The sequence below is a fragment of the Arthrobacter sp. NPDC056493 genome, assembly GCF_042795115.1.
Lineage (GTDB): Bacteria > Actinomycetota > Actinomycetes > Actinomycetales > Micrococcaceae > Arthrobacter.
In genome coordinates this window covers 41,375-60,825 of record NZ_JBHTSL010000010.1, presented here as the reverse complement: position 1 = coordinate 60,825, position 19,451 = coordinate 41,375, and the positions used below count along the sequence as shown (strand labels likewise).

Here is a 19,451-nt window from a genome sequence, read left to right as displayed (position 1 = left end):
ATGAACCGATCAAACCCCTGTCGGTTCAGCACCCCACCCAAGGACAGACGCAGCGATGCGTTCGGGGCCACGGCCGCGAAGACGCTGCGTGCAGCCTCCCTGACCGGAAGGACCGCCATGGCCGGAGTATTTGAAGTTTTTGTTGATGCAGAATCCCAGTTCCGGTTCCGGCTGAAGGCCCCCGATGGAACGGTACTGGCAATCTCCGCTCCCTTTGAGGACAAGCGCGCGGCTGCGGCCGGGATCGCCGACGTACGCGAATGCGCCGGGACGGGCCTCATCACGGACCTTTCCGCGGCGACGCCGCAGGTTCAGGGATCCGTACCGGCGGCTGCTGCTGCCCAGGTACCCGCCCAGGCTCTTCCGGCCCGGGCCGACCACGGCAGGCAGGGATTCGGAAAGAAGCGCACGCCGTCGGAAGCTGCCGGCGCCCGCGGCGCGGGGCACTGGAGGCCGACGGCCCCGGCCGCCCCTGCACGCTGGACCGGCGCGGCCTGACGCAAAGGGTGCAGATCTGGGCGCAGCCCTGCCGCGTGAGGCAGGATGTGGGCTATGCCAATCGATGTCGACGAGGTGCGCAGGCAGACCCGCGGGCTCCGGAGCGTAGTCCATTTCAATAACGCCGGAAGTTCCCTCATGCCCGCCCCTGTTGTGGACACCGTCGTCGGCCATCTGCGCCGCGAAGAGGACATCGGCGGTTATGAAGCGGCAGAGGAAGCCGACGACAGGCTTGAAAACGTCTATTCCTCGGTGGCTCGGCTGCTCGGAGCCCGGCCGGAGGAGGTAGCCCTTGCCGAGAACGGCAGCCGGGCGTGGGCGGCGGCGGTCTACAGCTTTCCCTTCACTCCCCGCGGGCGGCTGCTGATCGGCAGCACCGAATATGCCGGCAATGTCCTCGCACTGCGGCAGCTTGCGGAGCACAACGACCTTGAGATTGTTGTTCTGCGAGATGATGTGCACGGACAGGTCGACGTGGAACACCTGCAGCTGGAACTGGAGCGCGGAAACGTCGCCATGGTGGCCCTGACCCATGTGCCCATGGCGAATGGCCTGGTCAACCCGGCGGCCGAGGTCGGCAAGCGTTGCCGTGCCGCCGGGGTGATGTTTGTGCTCGACGCGTGCCAGTCAGTGGGCCAGGTGCCTCTGGACGTGCAGGCTTTGGGCTGCGACGTGCTGGCGGGCACCGGACGGAAGTTTCTGCGCGGCCCGCGGGGTACGGCGTTCCTGTACGTGCGTGCAGCACTCCTCGACCGCCTGGAACCATCCATGCTGGACGGGCACTCCGCCCGTCCAGCCGGGTCCTCCGGCTTTGAAGTCCGCAGCGATGCCCGGCGCTTCGAGAGCTGGGAGAGCAATGCCGCCGGAAGGCTGGGGCTGGGACGTGCCGTCGACTACGCCCTGGACTTGGGCCTGGACGCCGTGCAGGAGCGTGTGGCCGGGCTGGCTGACCGGCTGCGGACTGAACTGGCGTCAGTACGGGGCATCACCGTCCATGACCGCGGGATCACCCGTTGCGGCATCGTCACCTTCACGGTGGCCGGCAGCGATGCTGGCGGCATCAGGCGCCTGCTGGCAGACCACCGGATCAACGTCTCGGTGGCGCCCCGCTCCTTCCCCGCGGGGACACCGCCGGAGGCCGAAATGGTGGTGCGGGCCTCCGTCCACTACTACAACACGGAAGCCGAAGTGCAGCGCCTGGTAGGCCTCCTTCAATAGAAGCCCGCCGGTATCGGCGGGTCCCTCCGGCGGTCAGCTCAGGTGGCTTCTGCCAGCGTCATGGCAAAGCGCCCCTGCCGGTCAGTCCACTGCCCTGCGACGGAGAACCCGGCTGATTCCAGCTCGTTGACCACTCCTTCAAGCCGGAATTTGGCGGAAATCTCGGTGCGCAGTTCCTCCCCCTCGTGGAAACGGACTTCCATGCCCACCCCCGGCAGCCGGACCAGCATGGGCTTGCTGGCGCGCAGCCGCATTTCGATCCACTCCTCCTGGGGCATCCACACGGCCACATGTTCGAAGGCCATCACATCAAAATCACCGCCCAGCTGGGTGTTGAGAACCCGGAGGACGTTCCTGTTGAAGTCAGCGGTGACCCCCTCGGCGTCGGCATATGCCGGAACCAGGACGTCGGGCGACTTCACCAGGTCAGTGCCGAGCAGCAGCGAGCCGCCATCTCCGTGAAGCAGTTCCCGCACTCCGGAGAGGAAGCGGGCCCTGGCGGCCGGCTCAAAATTACCGATGGTGCCGCCCAGGAATGCCACCATGCGGCGTCCCTCCCGGGGAAGCACATGTAACTGGGTTTCGAAATCCGCTGCTACGGCGTCGAGCGCAAGGCCGGGGAATGCGGGCGCCAATTCGTTTCGTGCGTCCAGCAGTGCACTGTCGCTGACATCCACGGCAACGTAGCGCCGAAGGTGTCCCGCCTGGCCCAGGGCCGCAAGCAGCAGCGGGGTCTTCCTGGAGGATCCGGACCCGAGCTCGATGAGGGTCTCTGCCGGGCTCGCGGCAGCCATCTCGCCGGCAAAGAGCTCAAGCACTTCACGTTCGGCGCGGGTTGGGTAGTACTCCGGCAGACCCGTGATGCGCTCAAAGAGCTCGCTGCCCAGCTTGTCGTAGAACCACTTGGGCGGCAGCGTCTTCGGCGACGTGCCAAGCCCTGCGAGCACGTCGCTGTGCAGGCTTCGCTCCAAGTGGTCCGGGGGCAGATGGTGAATGATGTCGGAGCGGCCGGAAGAGAGGCTCATGGTGCTACCTGTTCCTTCGTGAGGTTGTGAATTGGGCGTACGTCGACGTGGCTGGCCGTCGCGGTCAGAACGCAGTTGTCCGGCACCTCGTGCCAGCCGGGGCCGTCGTCGAACGGCTCACTCGCCACCACCACGTTCCCGGAACCCATCCGCCAAAAGAGGGTGTCACCGGCGGCCGTGGCCGCTATGCCCGTCCCGTCGGTCAGCAGAAAGTTCAGGCGGCCACCGGCAACGGCGGAGACATCCTTGACCACTCGCGCCAGGGCCTCCGCGGCAGAATCCCCGGCGTCCAGCCGTTCCTGGACGAGAGCCCACAGCAGCGCGGAATCGGCCTGGGCCTCAAGCGCCAGCAGGCGCGACGCCGGAAGCGAGGCAGCCAGTGCCGCCACAGCATCCGGCCAGCCCTCGACCCGTCCGTTGTGGCTGAAAAGCCAGGGCCCCCGGGCATAGGGCGCAGCGGCCGACTCCTCGGGCGACATTCCCGGGGTGGCCGACCGGACGGCCGCCAGCACGGCTTCACTGGAAGTAACCCTGGCAACGTCCGCGAAGGACCTGTCAGCCCAGATCGGTATGGAACGGCGGTAGCGTGCCGGCACGGGATCACCGGGCGCGTACCAGCCGACACCGAAACCATCCGCGTTTACGGTCCCGTACTTCTGGCGCCGGGGAGCCCAGGACTGTGTCAGGAGACCGTTGCCGGGAGTGAGCAGCAGTTCCGCCAGCGGAACCGGAACCCCGAGATAGGCAAGATGGCGGCACATCCGCTAACGCCCGCCGGTCCCGGCTGCGTCACGCGCCGTGCGGAATCCGGAAAATATCTGGCGCCGGATCGGATAATCCCAATTTCGGAACGTCCCTCGGCAGGCGGCAGGATCGACCGCCCAGGACCCTCCCCGGAGCACCTTGTAGTCAGATCCGAAAAACACTTCGCTGTATTCCCGGTACGGGAAGGCGGTGAAACCCGGATGGGGACCGAAGTCCCCGGAAACCCATTCCCAGACATCACCGATGAGCTGCCGCACCCCCAGGGGTGAGGCACCTGCCGGATAGGAACCGGCGGGGGCCGGGCCGAGCGCCGCTCCGCCCAGGTTCGCGTGCTGCGGGGCGGGATCCTCATCACCCCAGGGGTAGCGCCGGGAACGGCCGGACGAGGGGTCGTGGCGCGCCGCCTTTTCCCATTCGGCTTCGGTTGGCAGCCGCCGCCCGGCCCAGCGGGCGTACGCATCCGCTTCGTACCAGCACACGTGCTGCACCGGCTCATCGTCTGGTACCGCTTCGACGACGCCAAACCGGGTTCTTGCCCACCTGTCGCCGTCACGTTCCCAGTACTTCGGGGCCACCAGTCCGGCTTCCCTGCAATGGTCCCAACCTTGCTCCGTCCACCAGCGCGGATTCCGGTAGCCGCCGTCGTCGATAAAGCACCGGTAGGCGCCGTTGGTGACCGGAAGCGTATCAATCCAGTAAGCGGGCACATCCACGGAATGGGCCGGGCGTTCATTGTCCAGTGCCCACGGCTCCAGCGAGGTTCCCATGGTGAACGGTCCCGCAGGCACCAGCACCTCCTTCGGCAGCGCATCCGCGTCCCCCGGCAGGACACCGGCCGCAAACGGTTGGCCGTGCAGGACCGGCGCTCCGACCCGGAGCTGGTGGGTGGCCAGCATGGTTTCGTCATGCTGCTGCTCGTGCTGGATGATCATCCCGAAAGCGAAACCACGGTCTATCAGCGGGGAGCCCTCCAAGGGGCTCCGGTCAAGGACATCGAGCGCTTTGTCGCGGACCTGGGCGATGTACTTCCGGGACTCCTGCGGTGAGAGCAGCGGAAGCGTTGGCCGGCGGCTGCGCGGATGCTGGAAGGCGTCGTACATCTCGTCAATGTCGCACCGCAGCGGCTCCATTTTGCCCACGTCGCGCACCAGCCATAGTTCCTCCTGGCTGCCAACGTGCGCCAGGTCCCAGACCAGCGGCGACATCAGCGGCGAGTGCTGCTTCAGCAGATCTTCCTCGTCACACTCGGTTAGCGCGTGGGTGCGGTTCCTGGCCCTTTCCAGACCGGCGGCGATGAAGGTCTTGAGGGTTGCGGGGTCGGCGGGTGCGCCGGGGTGGTCACTTTGCATAATCGCCATCCTCCTCGTGCTGCGGCCAGGCAAAAAAGCTGCCGGTCTGTGCCCATAGGTCCAGCCGTTCCTCCGCCGGGCAGCGGCCCCGCGCCGTGTAGCGCTCAATGAAGTCCTCGGTCCGGGCCCGCGTTGCAGCGTCCGCCCCCAGCCTGGGCAAGGCCGTCAGGGCGGCCTCGGCGCAGGCCAGGGCAGCCGAGGCGAGCACCGCATTCGTCAATCCGTCGCGGGCAGCCGTCCTCATGGCATCAGGCAGCGAGGCAGTCGGGGCGCAGGCATTGGCTGCCAGATCGGCGGCCTGTTCATCATCCACGAGTGCCACGACCATCGCCGTGACCGCCTCCCAGTCATGGCCGGCCTGGGCATCAATGGCCCTGATTTCCACGAATCCGCGTGGCCTGACCGGCGGAAAAAGCGTTGTCAGGTGGTAATCCAGATCGCGGAGGGTTGCGGGCCTGGGACCCGCGCCATGGAGCCAGTCCCGCATCGTCAGTCCCCGTGGCGCGTCCCAGGAGGATTCCCGCGAGGGGATGCACAGCACCAGTGCGTCGAGGGCGTAGCGCGCCCAGGCCAGCCGAGGGTCCCCGGACGGAGGGACCGCTGCGGTCCTGGTGGGGTCAATGGCCAGCCACGTGCGTTGCCGGTTGCTGCGCCACCCGCTGGGCCGGCCGTGAAGGAAAGGTGAATTGGCGAACATGGCTGCCAGGACCGGCAGAAGCGTGTGCAGCCGGGACCAGCGCTGCGCTGCGCCAGTGGACGCTGGAGCGTCAAGTCCGGCTTCCAGTGAAACCTGGAGTGAAGCTGTGGAGCACATCATCGTTCGTCCGGCGGGGCCAGAAGCGTTGAAGTGCCGCTCCATGGACGCGTACCGCGGGTGCTCCAGGGACCGTACTGCCGGCCGGTCCGGGTCAAGAGCCAACGAACCGAAGCAGAGGCCGGCGTCCGAGAGCCGGGTCTCGACGGCTGCGAGGTCTGCCCGGGTTGCCGCTACGAGGGCGGGAAGACCTGACGCGCAGGCGGAGCTGACCTCCAGCTGGCCGCCCGGTTCAAAGCTGATCACACCGCCGCCGGGCAACCGCCCTTCCGATGCCGCCATGGCCGCTTTGACGCGTGCAGCCGCGACCGGCATCCGGGGGTCAAGGGCGTCGTGTACCAGTCGCTCGACCTCCACGCCGGCAGCACCTGGCGGTCCCGTCTTAAAGCACACGGAGGCCACATAGACCTCGGCCTCAGCCTCAGAAAGCGGTCGGATGTCACGCCCGGCCTGTATCGAGGAGTTCACTCGGCACCCCTTCCGACTTGTCTTCAGGCGGCAAGCTAAACAGCCCCTTTTCGGCCCTGTCAACGATCGGGCCCGTAGCAATCAGTTCTGTGACGGCGGAGCCCAGGGCGTTCCTGCCGGATGTCCAGGAAAATTCACAAACACTACTGCGGCTTTACTTAGGTAAGCCTTAACTAATATCCTCTTCCGGTGACCACGCAGCTTGATTTCGCGCGGGTGCCCTTCGCCGCCGATCTAGCAGGCCACGGGGACAGGCCCGCCATTCTTACCGACAATCTCACTCTCACCTACCGGGAACTGGCCAGCAGGGTTGACGCCCTGGCCCTCCGGCTGGGCACCCAGCGGCGCCTGGTGGCACTGGCGGCGGCGAACGACGTCGACTCGCTGGTGGCCTACCTCGCCGCCCTGGTTGCCGGCCACCCGCTGATCCTGCTCCCGGAGGACAAGCCGGCGGCACTCGAGTCCCTGGTGGCCGCGTACGACCCCGACGTCGTGCTGCGCTCCTCCCACGGACAGACACTGTTCGAGGAACGCCGGGCCGGCACCAGGCACGAACTCCATCCGGACCTGGCGCTTCTGCTCAGCACTTCCGGATCGACCGGCTCACCCAAGCTGGTGCGGCTGTCCGCCGCCAATCTGCAGGCCAACGCGGAGTCGATTGCCGAGTACCTGGACATCGCCCAGGCAGACCGCGCCGCCACCACGCTGCCGATGTCCTACTGCTACGGGCTGTCCGTGATCAACAGCCACCTGCTGCGGGGCGCGGGACTGGTGCTCACCGACCTTTCCGTTGTTGATCCGTGCTTCTGGGAGCTTTTCCGCACTGGCGGGGCGACGTCGTTCGCAGCCGTGCCCTACACCTTTGAACTGCTGGAACGGGTCGGCTTTACCGGGATGGACCTCCCCGGCCTGCGGTATGTGACGCAGGCGGGGGGCCGGCTCGCCCCCGAGCGGGTGCAGAGTTACGCCGAGCTCGGCCGCCGGAGGGGCTGGGAACTGTTCGTCATGTACGGCCAGACGGAGGCCACCGCCCGGATGGCCTACCTTCCGCCCGGGCTGGCCGACGAGCACCCCGGCGCCATCGGTGTCCCGGTGCCGGGCGGCGCCTTCCGCATCGAGCCGGTGCCCGGCCTGGAGCACGGCGAGCTCGTCTACACCGGGCCCAATGTCATGCTCGGCTACGCGGAGACCCCGGAGGATCTTGCCGCCGGCCGCACGGTCCACGAACTCCGCACCGGCGATCTGGCCAGACGGCACCCGGCAGGCGTCTACGAAGTGGTGGGGCGGCGCAGCCGTTTCGTCAAGATCGTTGGACTCCGGGTGGACCTCGGCCAGGTGGAGCGCATCCTGGCCGACCTCGGCGTTGAAGCCGCAAGCGCGGGCACGGACCAGGGCCTGGTTGTCGCAGTCGAGGGCAGCCACGACACCCAGTTGCTGGCCAAGGTCCTCGCCCAAGGCATCGGACTGCCCCGCACGGCACTGGAGCTGCACGCCGTCGAACATCTCCCCCGCCTGGCCACCGGAAAGGTGGACTACCCGGCGGTCCTCGCATTGTCACAGACCGCCATCCCACAACCGGAGCCGGCCGCCGGCGGACCGGACGGCGTGCGGCGGATCTTCCGCGACACCCTGGAGCGTGAGGACATCCGCGACGGCGACACGTTCGTCTCGCTCGGCGGTGACTCGCTGTCCTACGTGGCCACGTCGGTCAGGCTGGAACAGTTGCTGGGCCACCTCCCGGCGGATTGGCACGTGACGCCTGTCCGGGACCTGGAACAGCGGCGGGATAGGAATTCCGCCGGAAGGATGCGGCGGTTCTTTGCGCCGCTCGAAACCGGCATCGTGCTCAGGGCAGTGGCGATCGTCCTCATCGTCAGCACCCACGTGGGGCTGATGAAATGGCCCGGGATGGCCCACGTGCTCATGGCCGTGGCCGGGTACAACTTTGCCCGGTTCCAGCTCGGCGGGGAACGGCTTCCCCGGCTCAGGCGGCAGCTCACCAGCCTCGCCCGGGTGGCGCTGCCCAGCATGGCGTTCATCGGAGCCGGCTACCTGATCACCGACAGGTACACCCTGGCCAATGTCCTGCTCCTCAACTCCATCGTTGGCCCGGAGGAAGTGACCACGCAGTGGCATTTCTGGTTCATCGAGGTGCTGGTCTACATCCTGCTGGGCATGGCGGCACTTCTGGCCATCCCCTGGGCGGACCGGGCCGAGCGGCGGTTTCCGCTGCTCTTTCCGCTTGCCCTCACTGGCCTGGCACTGCTTGGGCGCTATGACATCGTCGACCCCGGCATTCCGCACCCGTCGCCAACCCTGTGGCTGTTTGCCCTGGGGTGGGCCATTGCCCGCACCCGGACTGTGGTTCAGCGGTGTACAGCATCAGTCCTCGCGGTGCTCACGGTCCCCGGCTACTTCTTCGGGGATACCCACCGGGAGCTGACGCTTATTGTCGGAATCCTGCTGCTCACCTGGCTGCCCGCCATCCCCGTGCCCCGGGGGCTGCAGCGCCTGGTAATCCTGCTGGCCAGCGCTTCCCTGTATGCGTACCTCGTGCACTGGCTGGTCTACCCGCTGCTGGATGCCATCAGTCCGGCACTTGCTGTCGCAGCGTCGCTGGCGGCCGGGATAGCCTACTGGGCGCTGTGCACGCGCGTCGTGGGCCTGTTGAGCCGGCGCAGCTGGGTGTCACTCCGGTCCAGGCTCAGGCGGCCGAAGGCTCAGACCGTCTGAAGCTCGCGGGAGGCCACGGCTGAGATCAGCATGGAGCCGGCAGCCGTGACGGGGTCAATCACGGGAATCCCGAGCCTGCGCCGCAGGACGTCCGCCATGCCGATGCTCGTCAGCCCCGTGCTGGCCTCCACAATGACGTCGGCTCCGGCGTCCACGAGCATGTGGGCGGCTGCCAGCGCGTCGAAGATGCCGGTCGGCAGCAGGAAGCCGTCGGGCGTCTCCACGCTCTCGGGTCCGTCGATCAGGAGCATGCGGTCGCCGAGCGCCTCCGAAACGGGACCCGGAACTGAGTGCTTGAGGCCCAGCACGCCCACCCGGCCGCCGAAAGCGAGGGCCGCCGCAGCCGCTGCGGAGCCGGCGCCGATCACGGGGATGTTCAGCAGGGCCCGCACCTCCGGAAGGCCGGGATCGGCGGCGCAGCTGATGACCAGCGCATCCACGTCCGGAGCCAGGTCCAGCGCGAGTTCCACCACCTTGGGCACCGCACGCTGCAAAGAGTCGGCGTCATGGACTCCGGAGGGCTGGTCCGGAATGCACCGCGTTGTCACGTCGAAGCCGAAAGTCTCGCGGAGCAGCTTTCCGTGCGAGTTGAGCAGTCGACGGTCCGTGGTGGTCAAAGCCCTGATGATTCCTACGCGCATGGTCCGTTCCTTCCCCCGTGGGGTTCTTGTGGTTCCACCCTAACCAGCCGACATTTCAGGCGGTTTGCCGGAAATTGACCATTGGAAACATCCCCGCCCCACCACCCCGAACGTACAGTTGGGCCCCTAAAAACGCGCGCGCAGGGGCCGCAAGTGTACGTTCGCGCTCCTGCGGTGCGTCGGGTTGGGGGTGCGTGGGGTTGGGGGTGCGCGGGGTCAGTGCTGGCGGGGTCAGTGCTGGCGGACGCGCAGCAGCTCCGGGGCGTCATCGGCGTCGGGTCCGACGTACCCCTCGCCTCCCTTGTGGGTGGCCCGCACGGCGTGCGCGACGACGGCACCCAGCCCGCCGTCGTCGGGATCTGCCTTGTCCATCACCACCTGCCGGACGTTGCGCTGCTCGGCAGCGCCGGTGCCGCGCGCGAAAATCTCCTCGATCCCCTGCCGGGCCAGGTCCAGCTCACCGTTCTCGGCCAGCACCGGCTCCAGGTATTCGACCAGCGAACGCACCACGTCTTCGGCGGGCGCCGGCCGGAAGCTGCCAAAGTCCAGCAGTTCACCGCGCAGCCCGAAGTTGCTGGCCTGCCATGCAGCCATCCGCAGCAGCACTGTGGGCACGGGCGCCGGCTCCACACCCTCACGCCATTCCCGGCACGCCGATTCCACGAGCGCACGCACCAGAATGGCGATCAGCGCAGCGTCCTCGGCGCGGAGGCAGACGTCAGCCACCCGCACCTCCACGGTGGGATGGTTCCTGGAGAGGCGTGCGTCGAAGTAGATCATGCCCTCGTCCAGCACCACGCCGCTGTCCAGCAGCCGGGTCACCACGCGGCGGTAGGAGGACACGCTGCCGTAAATGGCTGACGGGCCCGACGACGGCCAGCGGTTCCACGCCTGGGTCCGGTAGCTCTCGAAGCCGGTTTCCAGGCCGTTCCAGAACGGGGAGTTGGCGCTGAGCGCGATCAGGACCGCCAGTTTGTCCCGGATCCTGTCCAGCACGGCCACGCCCTCGTCCGGGGACTCGATGTAGGTGTGGACGTGGAAGCCGCAGGTGAGCTGCTCCTGGGCGGTCAGGCCGAACCGTTCCAGCATCTTGGCGTAGCGCGGATCCGGCGTGGTGTGGCTGGACAGGGCCAGCGGTGAGGTTGCCAGGGCGGCTATCCGCGCACCGTGGCCCTGTGCGGCCTCGTCGGCCAGCTCCCTGCCGGCGCGGATCTGGCGCAGCAGTTCCGTGTGGTCGAGGCAGGGGCGTGTCTGCGTCTCGATCTGCTCAAGCTTGAGCTCGGCGCTCAAGCCCGTTTCGTCGTCGTCGCACTTGGTTTCGGCCTTCTTCTTCACCAGCCGGGGCTTGCCCGGGGCGTCGTCGGCGGCGAGCTTGCGGCCCGCCAGCAGGGCATCGGCGAGCGCCAGCGGTTCCCCGCTGCCCGGATCAACGATCAGGAGCTCTTCCTCCACGCCAAAAGTCCGCATGCCTACATTGTGCGCCAGGCCAGCGAAAACGTCCCCGACATGACGAAGCGCGAACTGGCAGATAACACCCTCAAATTCGCTCGGAGGGGTCGTTATCTGCCAGTTCGCGCTTGGTGGAGCGTCAGTCCTGGAAGTACTCGATCTTGGCGCCGATGGTGTTGAGCCGCTCGGCCAGGTCCTCGTAGCCGCGCTCAATGACGTAGATGTTGCGCAGTTCGGACACTCCGCGGGCCGCCAGCATGGCCAGCAGCAGGCAGGCAGCGGGGCGCAGGGCAGGCGGGCAGCCCACCTCCGCGGCACGCCAGCGCGTGGGGCCGTTGACATAAATCCGGTGCGGGTCCAGCAGCTGCACGCGGGCGCCCAGCTTGTTCAGCTCCGTGAGGTAGATGGCGCGGTTCTCGTAGACCCAGTCGTGGATCATGGTCTGGCCCTCGGCGTTGCCGGCGATCACCGCGAAGAACGGCAGGTTATCGATGTTCAGTCCCGGGAACGGCATCGGGTGGATCTTGTCCTCCGGCGCACGCAGTTCGGAGGGCTTGGTGGTCACGTCCACCAGCCGGGTGCGCCCGTTGCGGGCCATGTACTCACCGGAGACCTCCAGTTGCTGGCCCATCTGCTCCAGCGTCGCCAGCTCGATCTCCATGAATTCGATGGGCACGCGGCGGATGGTCACCTCGGAGTTGGTGACGATGCCCGCGGTAATAAGGCTCATCGCCTCGATGGGGTCTTCCGAGGGGAAGTACTCGATGTCGACGTCGATGGTCGGCTTGCCCGTGATCTTCAGGGTGGTGGTTCCGACGCCGTCGATCTCCACGCCCAGCCGCTGCAGGTAAAAGCAGAGGTCCTGGACCATGTAGTTGGGGCTGGCGTTGCGGATGACCGTGGTGCCGCAGCGGTGGGCGGCGGCCATGATGGCGTTTTCGGTGACGGTGTCGCCGCGCTCGGTGAGCACGAAGGAGCGGTCGAGGCCGTCGGTGGGCGGTGCCTGCACGGAGTAGAAGCCTGAGCTGGCCTCCACGGACAGGCCGAACTGCCGCAGTGCCTGCATGTGCGGCTCCACGGTGCGGATGCCCAGATCGCAGCCGCCGGCGTAAGGCAGCCGGTATTCGCCGGTCTCATCAAGCAGCGGGCCCAGGAGCATGATGACGCTCCGGGTGCGGCGTGCGGCCTCCACGTCCATGGACCCGAGGTCAAGGTCCGCGGGGCGGCGCAGCCGGAGGTCGTTGTCGTTCAGCCAGGTGCATTCGACGCCAATGCTGCTCAGGACCTCAACGATGCGGTTCACTTCCTCAATGCGGGCCAGCCGGCGCAGCGTGGTGGTGCCGCGGTTGATGAGGCTGGCGCAGAGCAGGGCGACCCCGGCGTTCTTGCTGGTGTTGACGTCAACGGAGCCGGAGAGCGTCCGGCCGCCCTCCACGCGGAGGTGGGTCATCTGCGATTTTCCGAGCTGGACGATGCTGCGGCCAAAGATCGTCTCCAGCCGCTGGATCATTTTCAGGCTCAGGTTCTGTTTGCCCTGTTCCATGCGGGCCACGGCGCTCTGGCTGGTGCCAAGTTCTGCCGCGAGCTGGCCCTGGGTCCACCCCTTTTGCCCGCGTGCCTCGCGGAGCACAAGACCGACGTGTTCTGCTGCTTCTTGAGTCATGGAGACGAATATATCAGCTATGAGCTATTCGGTCGCGTTGAGCGGGCAATGGAGCCGCCGAAGCCCCTTGATGTACCCGTTACACGCATAAACATTCAGTAACGGGCCGCAACCGCGTGACAACATCCGTGTACTTGCCGGCGCAGCAGGTCAATAGCCCGGCGCCAGCCTTGACCCGACGCGTATCCGGGAGCAAGCTAGCGGTACCTGTTGCGGCCATGAGGGAACGGGAGGCCGCCCTGTCCATCTTCAGCTCCGCAGTGTTGACCAGGAAGCGCCCGGCGGGGCGCCGGGCTTCAGCGCTGCTGTCCTTCATGGTCGCCACTGCCGTGGGTTTCATCCCGGGCCCAAGGCTCGACGACGGCGCTCCGCCGGCACCCGATGCAACCGTCGCCCAGGCGTCACCGGGGGCTTCCGCCATTTCCGGAGGCACTGCGCAGGCGCAGCCGCCGGCGTCCCGGCAGTCGGCGCAGCCGGTGGACCGGCAGCCCGCACAGCAGGCGCCAGGGTCCGCTCCGCCCCGCCCTGGCAACGAAACCCCTGGCAATGAAACCCTGCTGGGCAACGATGTCTCTTGGCCACAGTGCAATGACGACCTGCCTGACGACCCCGCGTTCGCAATTGTCGGGGTCAACAACGGCCTGGCGAACACCACGAACCCGTGCCTCCACCAGCAGCTTGACTGGGCGGATGGCTCGGCGGGCGGAACCGGCCAGCCGCGCCTGGCGCTCTACGTGAACACGGCCAACCCGGGACTGCGGGGCACCTGGTGGCCGACGAACAACGAATACGGCGGCGAGGCCGTGGCCAACCCCTACGGCACCTGCCAGGGGCAGGAGGACGCCGCCTGCGCCTACATGTACGGGTACGCCAAGGCTTTCGACGACGCCTACCTCCGCACCATCTCCGAGCCCGGGACGTACCTCTGGTGGCTGGACGTGGAGACGGGCAACAGCTGGTCAGGCGACAGGAACGTGAACCGGGCGGACCTCGAAGGCATGGCGGACTTCTTCCACAGCATCGGCGCCAGGGTGGGCATCTACTCCTCCGCCCGGCAGTGGGGACAGATTGTGGGCGAAGTGGGCTCGGCCAGCAGCCTCTATTCCCTGCCAAGCTGGCTTGCCGGGGCGCACACCGCCGCCGATGCCAGGGACATGTGTTCCGCGGCGCCCCTCACCCCGGGCGGCAACGTGGCCCTCACCCAGTTCGTAGCCGACGGTTTCGACCACGACCACTCCTGCATCTGAAGTGCAGCACTAGACTCGGCCGCATGGATCACACCTGCCGCGTGCGCCTGGCCGCACCCGAAGACGCTGCGGACCTGGCCCTGCTCCATCTGGAATGCTGGCGCGAAACCTACGCGCACCTGCTCTCACCGGGTTTCATGGCCCGTCAGGCCACGGAAGGGCGGCTGGCCATGTGGCGGCAGCTGTTGGACGGTCCGCACGCAGGCCACCAGTTCGTAGCGGCCGACGGCGGCAAACTGGTGGGCTTTGCCGGCTCGCTTCCGCCCGAGGACGGGGTGCGGCAGCAGGCCGAGCTCTGGGGCATCTATCTCCTCGCCTCCCACCATGGCAGGGGGCTGGGCCAGGCATTGCTCGACGCCGCGATCGGGAACGAACCGGCTGGGCTGTGGGTCGCCGAGGACAACCCGCGCGCCCAGGCCTTCTACCGGCGCAACGGCTTCGTGTTCACCGGCGCCAGGGACACGATCGAGGACTGGGAAGGGCTGGCCGAGGTCCGGATGGCGCGGCCGGGACGGCCATAGGCTCCTAGGAGCCCTCCAGCCACACCATGTGCCAAGTGCCGGCCCAGAGCGCGGCAGCCACGGCGCTGGCGGCTATGAGCACCCCGCCCAGCACCACCCAGACGTCCAGCACACTGTAGGTGGACACGCGCGCCCAGGTCCGGCTGGCTCCGCCGAATCCGCGGGCCTCCATGGTCACGGCAAGCCGGGTGGCGCGGCGGATGGCCTGGACGAGGAGGCCGAAGCTCTGCCCCAGGGTGGCGCGCATCCGCTGCCAGGGGTTCCCGCGCGATCCGACGCCGCGGGCGCGCCGGGCCATGCCGATGGTCTGCCATTCCTCGGCCATCAGCCCGACCAGCCGCATCGCCGCCAGGGTACCCAGCACGAAACGGTGCGGCAGCCGCGCCTTCTGCGCGAGGGCGTCAGCCAGGTCGGTGGGGTCGGTGCAGCTCATCAGCAGCACCGCGGGCAGGGCGATGGCCAGGCCCCGCAGCAGGAAACCCAGCCCCAGCTGAAGGGAACCTTCGCTCATGGACCAGAGTCCGACGTCGAGCAGTATGCTTCCGCTGTCCGGCGCCAGGATGGAGGTGCTCCAGCCGCCCACGGCGGCAGCCAGGATCAGCGGCCACCCGCGCTGCCAAAGCAGTGAAATCGTCAACCCGGCCAGCGGAAAGACCAGCAGCTCGCACACGAGCGCCACCGAGGCGGACATCCAGTCGATGGACAGCGCCAGGGCAAAGGTGACCAGGAAGACCGCGGCGAATTTGGCCAGCGGATTGGCGCGGGTCAGCACCGCGCGGTTTCCGGCGAGTGTCAGTGCTTCCCTCATGTCGTCGCCTGTTCTGCTGCCGGCCCGGCTGGTCTGGACCCGACGGGTCCGGGTCCGGGCCTGCTGCCGGAGCCCAGCCGCAGCTCGGTGCCGCCGAGCACGTGGGTGAACTCCTCGTCGTGGGTCACGGACACCACGGCCGTGCCGGCGTCGAGCAGTTCGGAAAGGAACGAGGCAAGCTCCGCCCAGGTGTTGGCGTCCTGGCCGAAGGTGGGCTCGTCCAGGACCAGCACCTGCGGGTGCGCGGCCAGGACGGTGGCAACAGAGAGCCGGCGTTTCTCGCCGCCGGACAGGGTGTACGGGTTGGCGTCCACCAGATGGGTGAGCCGCAGGCGCTCCAGCAGCTCGTCGACGCGCTCTTCACCGTGGCCCAGATGGCGCGGCCCGAAGAGCAGCTCGTCCAGGACGCGGCCGGTAACGAACTGGTGCTCGGGCTCCTGGAATACCGTGCCGATCCGGGAGATCAGCTGCTCGGCCTTCCACTTGTAAGGGTCGATGCCCGCGCCGGCGCTCAGCTCAACGGTCGCGGAGACCTTGCCGTCCACGGCCGGCAGCAGCCCGGCGAGGGTCAGCGCAAAGGTGGACTTGCCGGCGCCGTTGGGACCGGTGACGGTCAGCGCCTCACCGGCCCGGACGTGCGCCGTGACGTCCCGCAGAACCGGCTCGGGCGGCACGGAGCGGAAGCCGCGGCGCCGGGGTCGTTCCCGCGAGACGGCGAGCTTTTCAGTGGCCAGAAGTAATTGGCCAGTGGCAAGCCCGCCGGCACTCCCGGAGGCTGGCGCAAGACCGGAGACCCGCAGAACGGTCCCGGCGGAACGGCGCCGCGTTTCGGGAATGTAGCCCGGGACCCACACGCCGGCGGCGGTGAGCATCCCGCGGGCCTGTTCGAGGACCTCGTCCGGCGTCCCGTCGATCAGTACCGCGCCATTCGTGGCGGACCCCGGCTGCAGCACCACAATGCGGTCCACCAGGTCTTTCCACGCGGCAACCCGGTGCTCCACGACCACCAGGGTGGCTCCGGTCTTGTCGAGGCAGCGGCCCACGGCGTCCCGTACTTCCAGGACGCCTGCGGGGTCGAGGTTCGCGGTCGGCTCGTCCAGCAGGATCAGTCCCGGACGCATCGCCAGGATGCCTGCAAGCGCCAGGCGCTGCTTCTGGCCGCCGGACAGGACCGACGTCGGGTGGTTCAGCGGCAGGTGGGACAGTCCGACGTCGTCCAGTGCCTCGTGCACGCGGCGCCAGATCTCGTCGCGGGGTACGGAGAGGTTTTCGGCGCCGAAGGCGACGTCGTCGCCCAGCCGGGAAAGGACCACCTGGGTTTCCGGATCCTGCTGCATGAGGCCGGCGCGGCCGCGCTGTGCACGCGGCGGTGCTCCGTCGATGAGCAGCTCACCGCTCTCGTCAGCATCGTCGCGGTCGGTTGCACCGCCGTCGTCCGCCGGGCTGCCGCCCGAGTCACTGTCCCCCAGCACACCGGCCAGGGCGTGCAGCAGCGTGGACTTGCCGGCCCCGGACGGGCCCAGCAGCAGGACCCGTTCGCCGGGCCGGATGTCCAGGTCCAGGGCGTGGACGGCGGGTTTGGTGCGGCCAGCGTGGCGCCAGCCCCAGCCGCGGGCGTGTACCGCGGCGGGGCGGACGCCGCCGTCGTGTTGTCCGGGCATTAGGAGAAGACGGGCTCCGTGGCTGCCTTGCGGGACGCGAAGGAACTCAGTACGCCGGTCTTGGCCAGGCCGCGGGTGGCGATCCAGGACAGGGCACCGGCGATGACCGCCCCGGAGATGGCACAGAACACGATGTACGCGAGCTTGTCGCCGGAGGTGTAGGCGATGTTCCAGCCCCACGGGGCGAAGGAGTCGTTCAGGCCGCAGAACAGGCCCGCGCCGGCACCCGCAAGCAGCGAAGCCGGGAGGCTGAACTTCCGGTACACCAGGGCGGCGAACACGAGCTCCGCGCCCAGGCCCTGGAGGACACCGGAGATCAGCACCGTGGTGCCGTACTGCGAGCCCATGATGAGCTCGCCGGTGGCCGCCACCGTTTCGCAGAACAGGGCCGCGCCGGGCTTGCGGATGATGAGCATGCCCAGCACCGCCGGGATCATCCAGCCGCCGGCGTACAGGCCGCTCAGGGGCGGGTAGACGGCGTTGACGGGGGTGGAGATGAGGTTGGCGCCCTGGGACCAGGCCCAGAAGATCACGCCGCCGGCAACGGCGATGAGCGCCGCTACCACGATGTCCGCCACGCGCCAGTTGTAACTGGTCTTCTTGATTGCTGCAGTTGTCATAATGGTCCTCCTGAGGAACAGGAGGGGAAAGCGTTCCCCCGGCTGCCGGTGGCTGGGCCACCTGCTGCCGGGCGCTCTGAGAACTCGACTCCCTTGCGCCGGTACTAGCCGGATCAGGTTCGAGGGTCTGCGGCTGTCCGCACTCTCAGCGCCCATCCACGGTTGCGCTGGCAACTGCCTTTGCATCCCGACGGCGGCGCTCCCCTGTCGTGATAAATCTGCCCTTGTGGGCTGGTCCAGTTTACACCTCGGCGGGCCCGGAATCCCGGGGCCGCCGTCACAATCCAGAAGTCTTGCCGCACCGCCGGAACAGCCGCCCGGAGTACATTGGGGCCATGACGCTACAGGACTCCGGCAGCGCTGCCCTGCCCGCCTTTGACCCCGATTCCGCCGAGGACCAGCCGGCGGGATCCCTGGCAGCCCTGATCGGTCAGATCGAGGGTGAAATCGCCGAACTGCAGTTCCCGAGGTTCAGCAAGGACGATGCCCTGGCGCTCGGCCTGGAACTGGTTGAACGCGGCAAGGAGGACCGGCTGCCCATCGCCATCGATATCACCAAGGGCCAACAGGTCCTGTTCCACGTGGCACTCGAGGGTGCCACCCCGGACAACGAGGGCTGGGTCCGGGCCAAGCAGCGGACTGCCGTGCGCTATGAGGAGCCGTCGCTGCTGGTGGGTCTTCGCGGCAGGGCAGGCGGCGGACGGATCGAGGAGAACGCCTGGTTCGACCAGTCCACCTACGCTGCCCACGGCGGAGCCTTCCCCATCTATGTTCGGGATGTGGGAGTGGTGGCCGTGGTCACGGTCTCCGGGCTGCCGCAGAAAGCGGACCACGACCTCGTGGTGCAGGCATTGCGGGAAATCCACCGGTCCATGCGGCAGGGCTAGCGTTTGATGCGGATAGGCTAGGGAAAGACCAGTGTTCACCACGCGAGGAGTTCCGGAATGAGTCTCTTGATCAAACTGCTTGGCACGGGCATCAGCCTGCTGGCAGGGTTCGCCGGCACCAGGGCCGTCGATACCATCTGGGAAAAGGTCACGGGGCAGAAGCCTCCCAAGGGTGACAAGGACGATGTCCCCACGACGCTGCGCACAGCCCTGACATTTGCCCTCGTCTCCGCGTCGGTCAGCGCGGTCATCCAGGTACTGGCCAACCGCGGCACCCAGCGGGCCATCACCCGGTTCGCCAAGACCCAGGACATCGTCTAGGCACCGGCCCACCCGTCAGTCCTCGACCCACTCGAGCAGGTCGCCGGGCTGGCAGCGGAGCACCCTGCACATCGCCTCCAGCGTGCTGAAGCGCACGGCCTTGGCCCGCCCGTTCTTCAGCACGGCCACATTTGCCGGCGTGAGCCCGACCCGGTCGGCGAACTCCCCCACGCTCATCTTTCGTTTGGCCAGTTCGACGTCGATGCGCACCACGATGGGCATCAGATCACTGCTTCCATGTCGGTCCGCAGTGCCGTGGCCTGCCGCAGCAGCGCGCGCATCACCACCATGAGCAGCCCGATGACGGCGCCGCCGACCAGCATCAGCGTCAGCAGCATGGGCACCCCGGGATCATCCGCGTTCAGCACGATGAAGACGAAGACGCCGGCCAGGAGGATCCACGCGGTGAGCACTGCCCACACGATTGCGTCCACCCAGGCCAGGGCCGCCTTGCTGAAGATGCGGTCCCGCCTGACCATGGTGAGCAGTTTCCAGGTGCTCACGATCACCACCTGCACGCAGGCCACCTCCACCACGGCGAAGACCGTCAGCGGCCACCTCAGATACGCATCGGCCGGATTCTGCTCCGCCATGTAGGCAAATTGCCCGGGCAGGGACAGGGTCTGGAACACCACCAGCAGGCCGAAGGCCATGACCAGCAGGACCCGAAGCGCGGTGACCGCCAGGTTTGTCATATTCATGGATCGAGTATCGCTGTTTTACTATCGAATTTCAATCGACTACGACGGCGGGTACCCGCGTC

At 67.7% G+C, this 19,451-nt stretch carries 19 protein-coding genes and 1 riboswitch; of the genes, 7 read left to right on the top strand and 12 right to left on the bottom strand.

The genetic code is table 11. From position 1 onward, the window contains the following. Nucleotides 1-117: 117 nt before the first annotated feature. A complete protein-coding gene (locus ACFQ50_RS06655) occupies nt 118-498 on the top strand; it encodes a YegP family protein (RefSeq protein ID WP_377994740.1) in 381 nt (126 codons plus the stop codon). Between the two features lie 54 nt (nt 499-552). Continuing rightward, nucleotides 553-1,716, top strand: coding sequence for an aminotransferase class V-fold PLP-dependent enzyme (locus ACFQ50_RS06650; protein ID WP_377994739.1), 1,164 nt, complete (start codon nt 553-555; stop codon nt 1,714-1,716). A gap of 38 nt (nt 1,717-1,754) precedes the next feature. Here ACFQ50_RS06650 and egtD read toward each other — a convergent pair whose 3' ends face one another. From egtD to egtA, 4 genes are read right to left on the bottom strand one after another with little or no spacing between them, the layout of a single operon-like run. Next, complete coding sequence (gene egtD, locus ACFQ50_RS06645) at nt 1,755-2,741, bottom strand: L-histidine N(alpha)-methyltransferase (RefSeq protein ID WP_377994738.1); 987 nt, start codon at nt 2,739-2,741, stop codon at nt 1,755-1,757. Continuing rightward, nucleotides 2,738-3,502: an ergothioneine biosynthesis protein EgtC gene (gene egtC, locus ACFQ50_RS06640; RefSeq protein ID WP_377994737.1), complete on the bottom strand. Its 765-nt coding sequence runs from the start codon at nt 3,500-3,502 to the stop codon at nt 2,738-2,740. The genes egtD and egtC overlap by 4 nt, the downstream gene beginning before the upstream one ends. Before the next feature lie 3 nt (nt 3,503-3,505). Then, nucleotides 3,506-4,855: an ergothioneine biosynthesis protein EgtB gene (egtB, locus tag ACFQ50_RS06635; RefSeq protein ID WP_377994736.1), complete on the bottom strand. Its 1,350-nt coding sequence runs from the start codon at nt 4,853-4,855 to the stop codon at nt 3,506-3,508. Beyond that, a complete protein-coding gene (egtA, locus tag ACFQ50_RS06630) occupies nt 4,845-6,062 on the bottom strand; it encodes an ergothioneine biosynthesis glutamate--cysteine ligase EgtA (protein ID WP_377994794.1) in 1,218 nt (405 codons plus the stop codon). Before egtA ends, egtB begins: the two co-directional genes overlap by 11 nt. A 264-nt stretch (nt 6,063-6,326) precedes the next feature. Between egtA and ACFQ50_RS06625 the strand changes: the two genes are divergently transcribed. After that, nucleotides 6,327-8,870: an AMP-binding protein gene (locus tag ACFQ50_RS06625; RefSeq protein WP_377994735.1), complete on the top strand. Its 2,544-nt coding sequence runs from the start codon at nt 6,327-6,329 to the stop codon at nt 8,868-8,870. Here ACFQ50_RS06625 and ACFQ50_RS06620 read toward each other — a convergent pair. The 3 genes from ACFQ50_RS06620 to ACFQ50_RS06610 all read right to left on the bottom strand — a co-directional run bounded on the left by ACFQ50_RS06620 (nt 8,858) and on the right by ACFQ50_RS06610 (nt 12,623). Further along, nucleotides 8,858-9,511: an aspartate/glutamate racemase family protein gene (locus ACFQ50_RS06620; RefSeq protein ID WP_377994734.1), complete on the bottom strand. Its 654-nt coding sequence runs from the start codon at nt 9,509-9,511 to the stop codon at nt 8,858-8,860. The genes ACFQ50_RS06625 and ACFQ50_RS06620 overlap by 13 nt on opposite strands. A 231-nt stretch (nt 9,512-9,742) precedes the next feature. Further along, nucleotides 9,743-10,978 carry a glutamate--cysteine ligase gene (locus ACFQ50_RS06615; protein WP_377994733.1) on the bottom strand — a complete coding sequence of 412 codons (1,236 nt, stop codon included), beginning with the start codon at nt 10,976-10,978 and terminating at the stop codon, nt 9,743-9,745. A 121-nt stretch (nt 10,979-11,099) separates the two neighbouring features. Continuing rightward, entirely contained in the window at nt 11,100-12,623 is a 1,524-nt protein-coding gene (locus ACFQ50_RS06610) for a UDP-N-acetylglucosamine 1-carboxyvinyltransferase (RefSeq protein ID WP_377994732.1), read from the bottom strand. A gap of 218 nt (nt 12,624-12,841) precedes the next feature. Between ACFQ50_RS06610 and ACFQ50_RS06605 the strand changes: the two genes are divergently transcribed. Further along, on the top strand, nt 12,842-13,870 hold the full coding sequence (locus ACFQ50_RS06605; RefSeq protein ID WP_377994731.1) for a hypothetical protein: 1,029 nt from the start codon (nt 12,842-12,844) through the stop codon (nt 13,868-13,870). A 23-nt stretch (nt 13,871-13,893) separates the two neighbouring features. Then, nucleotides 13,894-14,391 carry a GNAT family N-acetyltransferase gene (locus ACFQ50_RS06600; protein ID WP_377994730.1) on the top strand — a complete coding sequence of 166 codons (498 nt, stop codon included), beginning with the start codon at nt 13,894-13,896 and terminating at the stop codon, nt 14,389-14,391. Between the two features lie 4 nt (nt 14,392-14,395). Here the strand turns inward: ACFQ50_RS06600 and ACFQ50_RS06595 are convergent, their stop codons facing one another. Genes ACFQ50_RS06595 through ACFQ50_RS06585 form a run of 3 tightly spaced genes read right to left on the bottom strand, consistent with a single transcriptional unit; the run spans nt 14,396 to nt 17,480 of the window. After that, nucleotides 14,396-15,199 carry an energy-coupling factor transporter transmembrane component T family protein gene (locus tag ACFQ50_RS06595; protein ID WP_377994729.1) on the bottom strand — a complete coding sequence of 268 codons (804 nt, stop codon included), beginning with the start codon at nt 15,197-15,199 and terminating at the stop codon, nt 14,396-14,398. Next, complete coding sequence (locus ACFQ50_RS06590; RefSeq protein WP_377994728.1) at nt 15,196-16,860, bottom strand: ABC transporter ATP-binding protein; 1,665 nt, start codon at nt 16,858-16,860, stop codon at nt 15,196-15,198. The genes ACFQ50_RS06595 and ACFQ50_RS06590 overlap by 4 nt, the downstream gene beginning before the upstream one ends. Further along, nucleotides 16,860-17,480 carry an ECF transporter S component gene (locus ACFQ50_RS06585; protein ID WP_377994727.1) on the bottom strand — a complete coding sequence of 207 codons (621 nt, stop codon included), beginning with the start codon at nt 17,478-17,480 and terminating at the stop codon, nt 16,860-16,862. The genes ACFQ50_RS06590 and ACFQ50_RS06585 overlap by 1 nt, the downstream gene beginning before the upstream one ends. A gap of 72 nt (nt 17,481-17,552) precedes the next feature. Then, nucleotides 17,553-17,696: riboswitch (TPP riboswitch) on the bottom strand. A 119-nt stretch (nt 17,697-17,815) separates the two neighbouring features. Here ACFQ50_RS06585 and ACFQ50_RS06580 point away from each other — a divergent pair. Both ACFQ50_RS06580 and ACFQ50_RS06575 read left to right on the top strand, forming a co-directional pair. Beyond that, entirely contained in the window at nt 17,816-18,367 is a 552-nt protein-coding gene (locus ACFQ50_RS06580; RefSeq protein WP_377994726.1) for a heme-degrading domain-containing protein, read from the top strand. Nucleotides 18,368-18,424: 57 nt separating this feature from the next. Further along, on the top strand, nt 18,425-18,688 hold the full coding sequence (locus ACFQ50_RS06575; RefSeq protein WP_377994725.1) for a DUF4235 domain-containing protein: 264 nt from the start codon (nt 18,425-18,427) through the stop codon (nt 18,686-18,688). A 15-nt stretch (nt 18,689-18,703) separates the two neighbouring features. Here ACFQ50_RS06575 and ACFQ50_RS06570 read toward each other — a convergent pair whose 3' ends face one another. Beyond that, nucleotides 18,704-18,910 (bottom strand): helix-turn-helix domain-containing protein, encoded by a 207-nt coding sequence (locus ACFQ50_RS06570; RefSeq protein ID WP_377994724.1) that lies wholly within the window; start codon nt 18,908-18,910, stop codon nt 18,704-18,706. After that, the gene (locus ACFQ50_RS06565) at nt 18,910-19,389 is read right to left on the bottom strand and encodes a DUF2975 domain-containing protein (protein ID WP_377994723.1); all 480 of its coding nucleotides are present in this window, start codon (nt 19,387-19,389) and stop codon (nt 18,910-18,912) included. The genes ACFQ50_RS06570 and ACFQ50_RS06565 overlap by 1 nt, the downstream gene beginning before the upstream one ends. Between the last annotated feature and the right edge of the window lie 62 nt (nt 19,390-19,451).

Coding starts and splice junctions, on each gene's coding strand:
- ACFQ50_RS06655 (WP_377994740.1), top strand. CDS start 118: ATGGCCGGAGTATTTGAAGTTTTTGTTGATGCAGAATCCCAGTTCCGG.
- ACFQ50_RS06650 (WP_377994739.1), top strand. CDS start 553: ATGCCAATCGATGTCGACGAGGTGCGCAGGCAGACCCGCGGGCTCCGG.
- egtD (WP_377994738.1), bottom strand. CDS start 2,741: ATGAGCCTCTCTTCCGGCCGCTCCGACATCATTCACCATCTGCCCCCG.
- egtC (WP_377994737.1), bottom strand. CDS start 3,502: ATGTGCCGCCATCTTGCCTATCTCGGGGTTCCGGTTCCGCTGGCGGAA.
- egtB (WP_377994736.1), bottom strand. CDS start 4,855: ATGCAAAGTGACCACCCCGGCGCACCCGCCGACCCCGCAACCCTCAAG.
- ACFQ50_RS06620 (WP_377994734.1), bottom strand. CDS start 9,511: ATGCGCGTAGGAATCATCAGGGCTTTGACCACCACGGACCGTCGACTG.
- ACFQ50_RS06615 (WP_377994733.1), bottom strand. CDS start 10,978: ATGCGGACTTTTGGCGTGGAGGAAGAGCTCCTGATCGTTGATCCGGGC.
- ACFQ50_RS06610 (WP_377994732.1), bottom strand. CDS start 12,623: ATGACTCAAGAAGCAGCAGAACACGTCGGTCTTGTGCTCCGCGAGGCA.
- ACFQ50_RS06605 (WP_377994731.1), top strand. CDS start 12,842: ATGAGGGAACGGGAGGCCGCCCTGTCCATCTTCAGCTCCGCAGTGTTG.
- ACFQ50_RS06600 (WP_377994730.1), top strand. CDS start 13,894: ATGGATCACACCTGCCGCGTGCGCCTGGCCGCACCCGAAGACGCTGCG.
- ACFQ50_RS06595 (WP_377994729.1), bottom strand. CDS start 15,199: ATGAGGGAAGCACTGACACTCGCCGGAAACCGCGCGGTGCTGACCCGC.
- ACFQ50_RS06590 (WP_377994728.1), bottom strand. CDS start 16,860: ATGCCCGGACAACACGACGGCGGCGTCCGCCCCGCCGCGGTACACGCC.
- ACFQ50_RS06585 (WP_377994727.1), bottom strand. CDS start 17,480: ATGACAACTGCAGCAATCAAGAAGACCAGTTACAACTGGCGCGTGGCG.
- ACFQ50_RS06580 (WP_377994726.1), top strand. CDS start 17,816: ATGACGCTACAGGACTCCGGCAGCGCTGCCCTGCCCGCCTTTGACCCC.
- ACFQ50_RS06575 (WP_377994725.1), top strand. CDS start 18,425: ATGAGTCTCTTGATCAAACTGCTTGGCACGGGCATCAGCCTGCTGGCA.
- ACFQ50_RS06570 (WP_377994724.1), bottom strand. CDS start 18,910: ATGCCCATCGTGGTGCGCATCGACGTCGAACTGGCCAAACGAAAGATG.
- ACFQ50_RS06565 (WP_377994723.1), bottom strand. CDS start 19,389: ATGAATATGACAAACCTGGCGGTCACCGCGCTTCGGGTCCTGCTGGTC.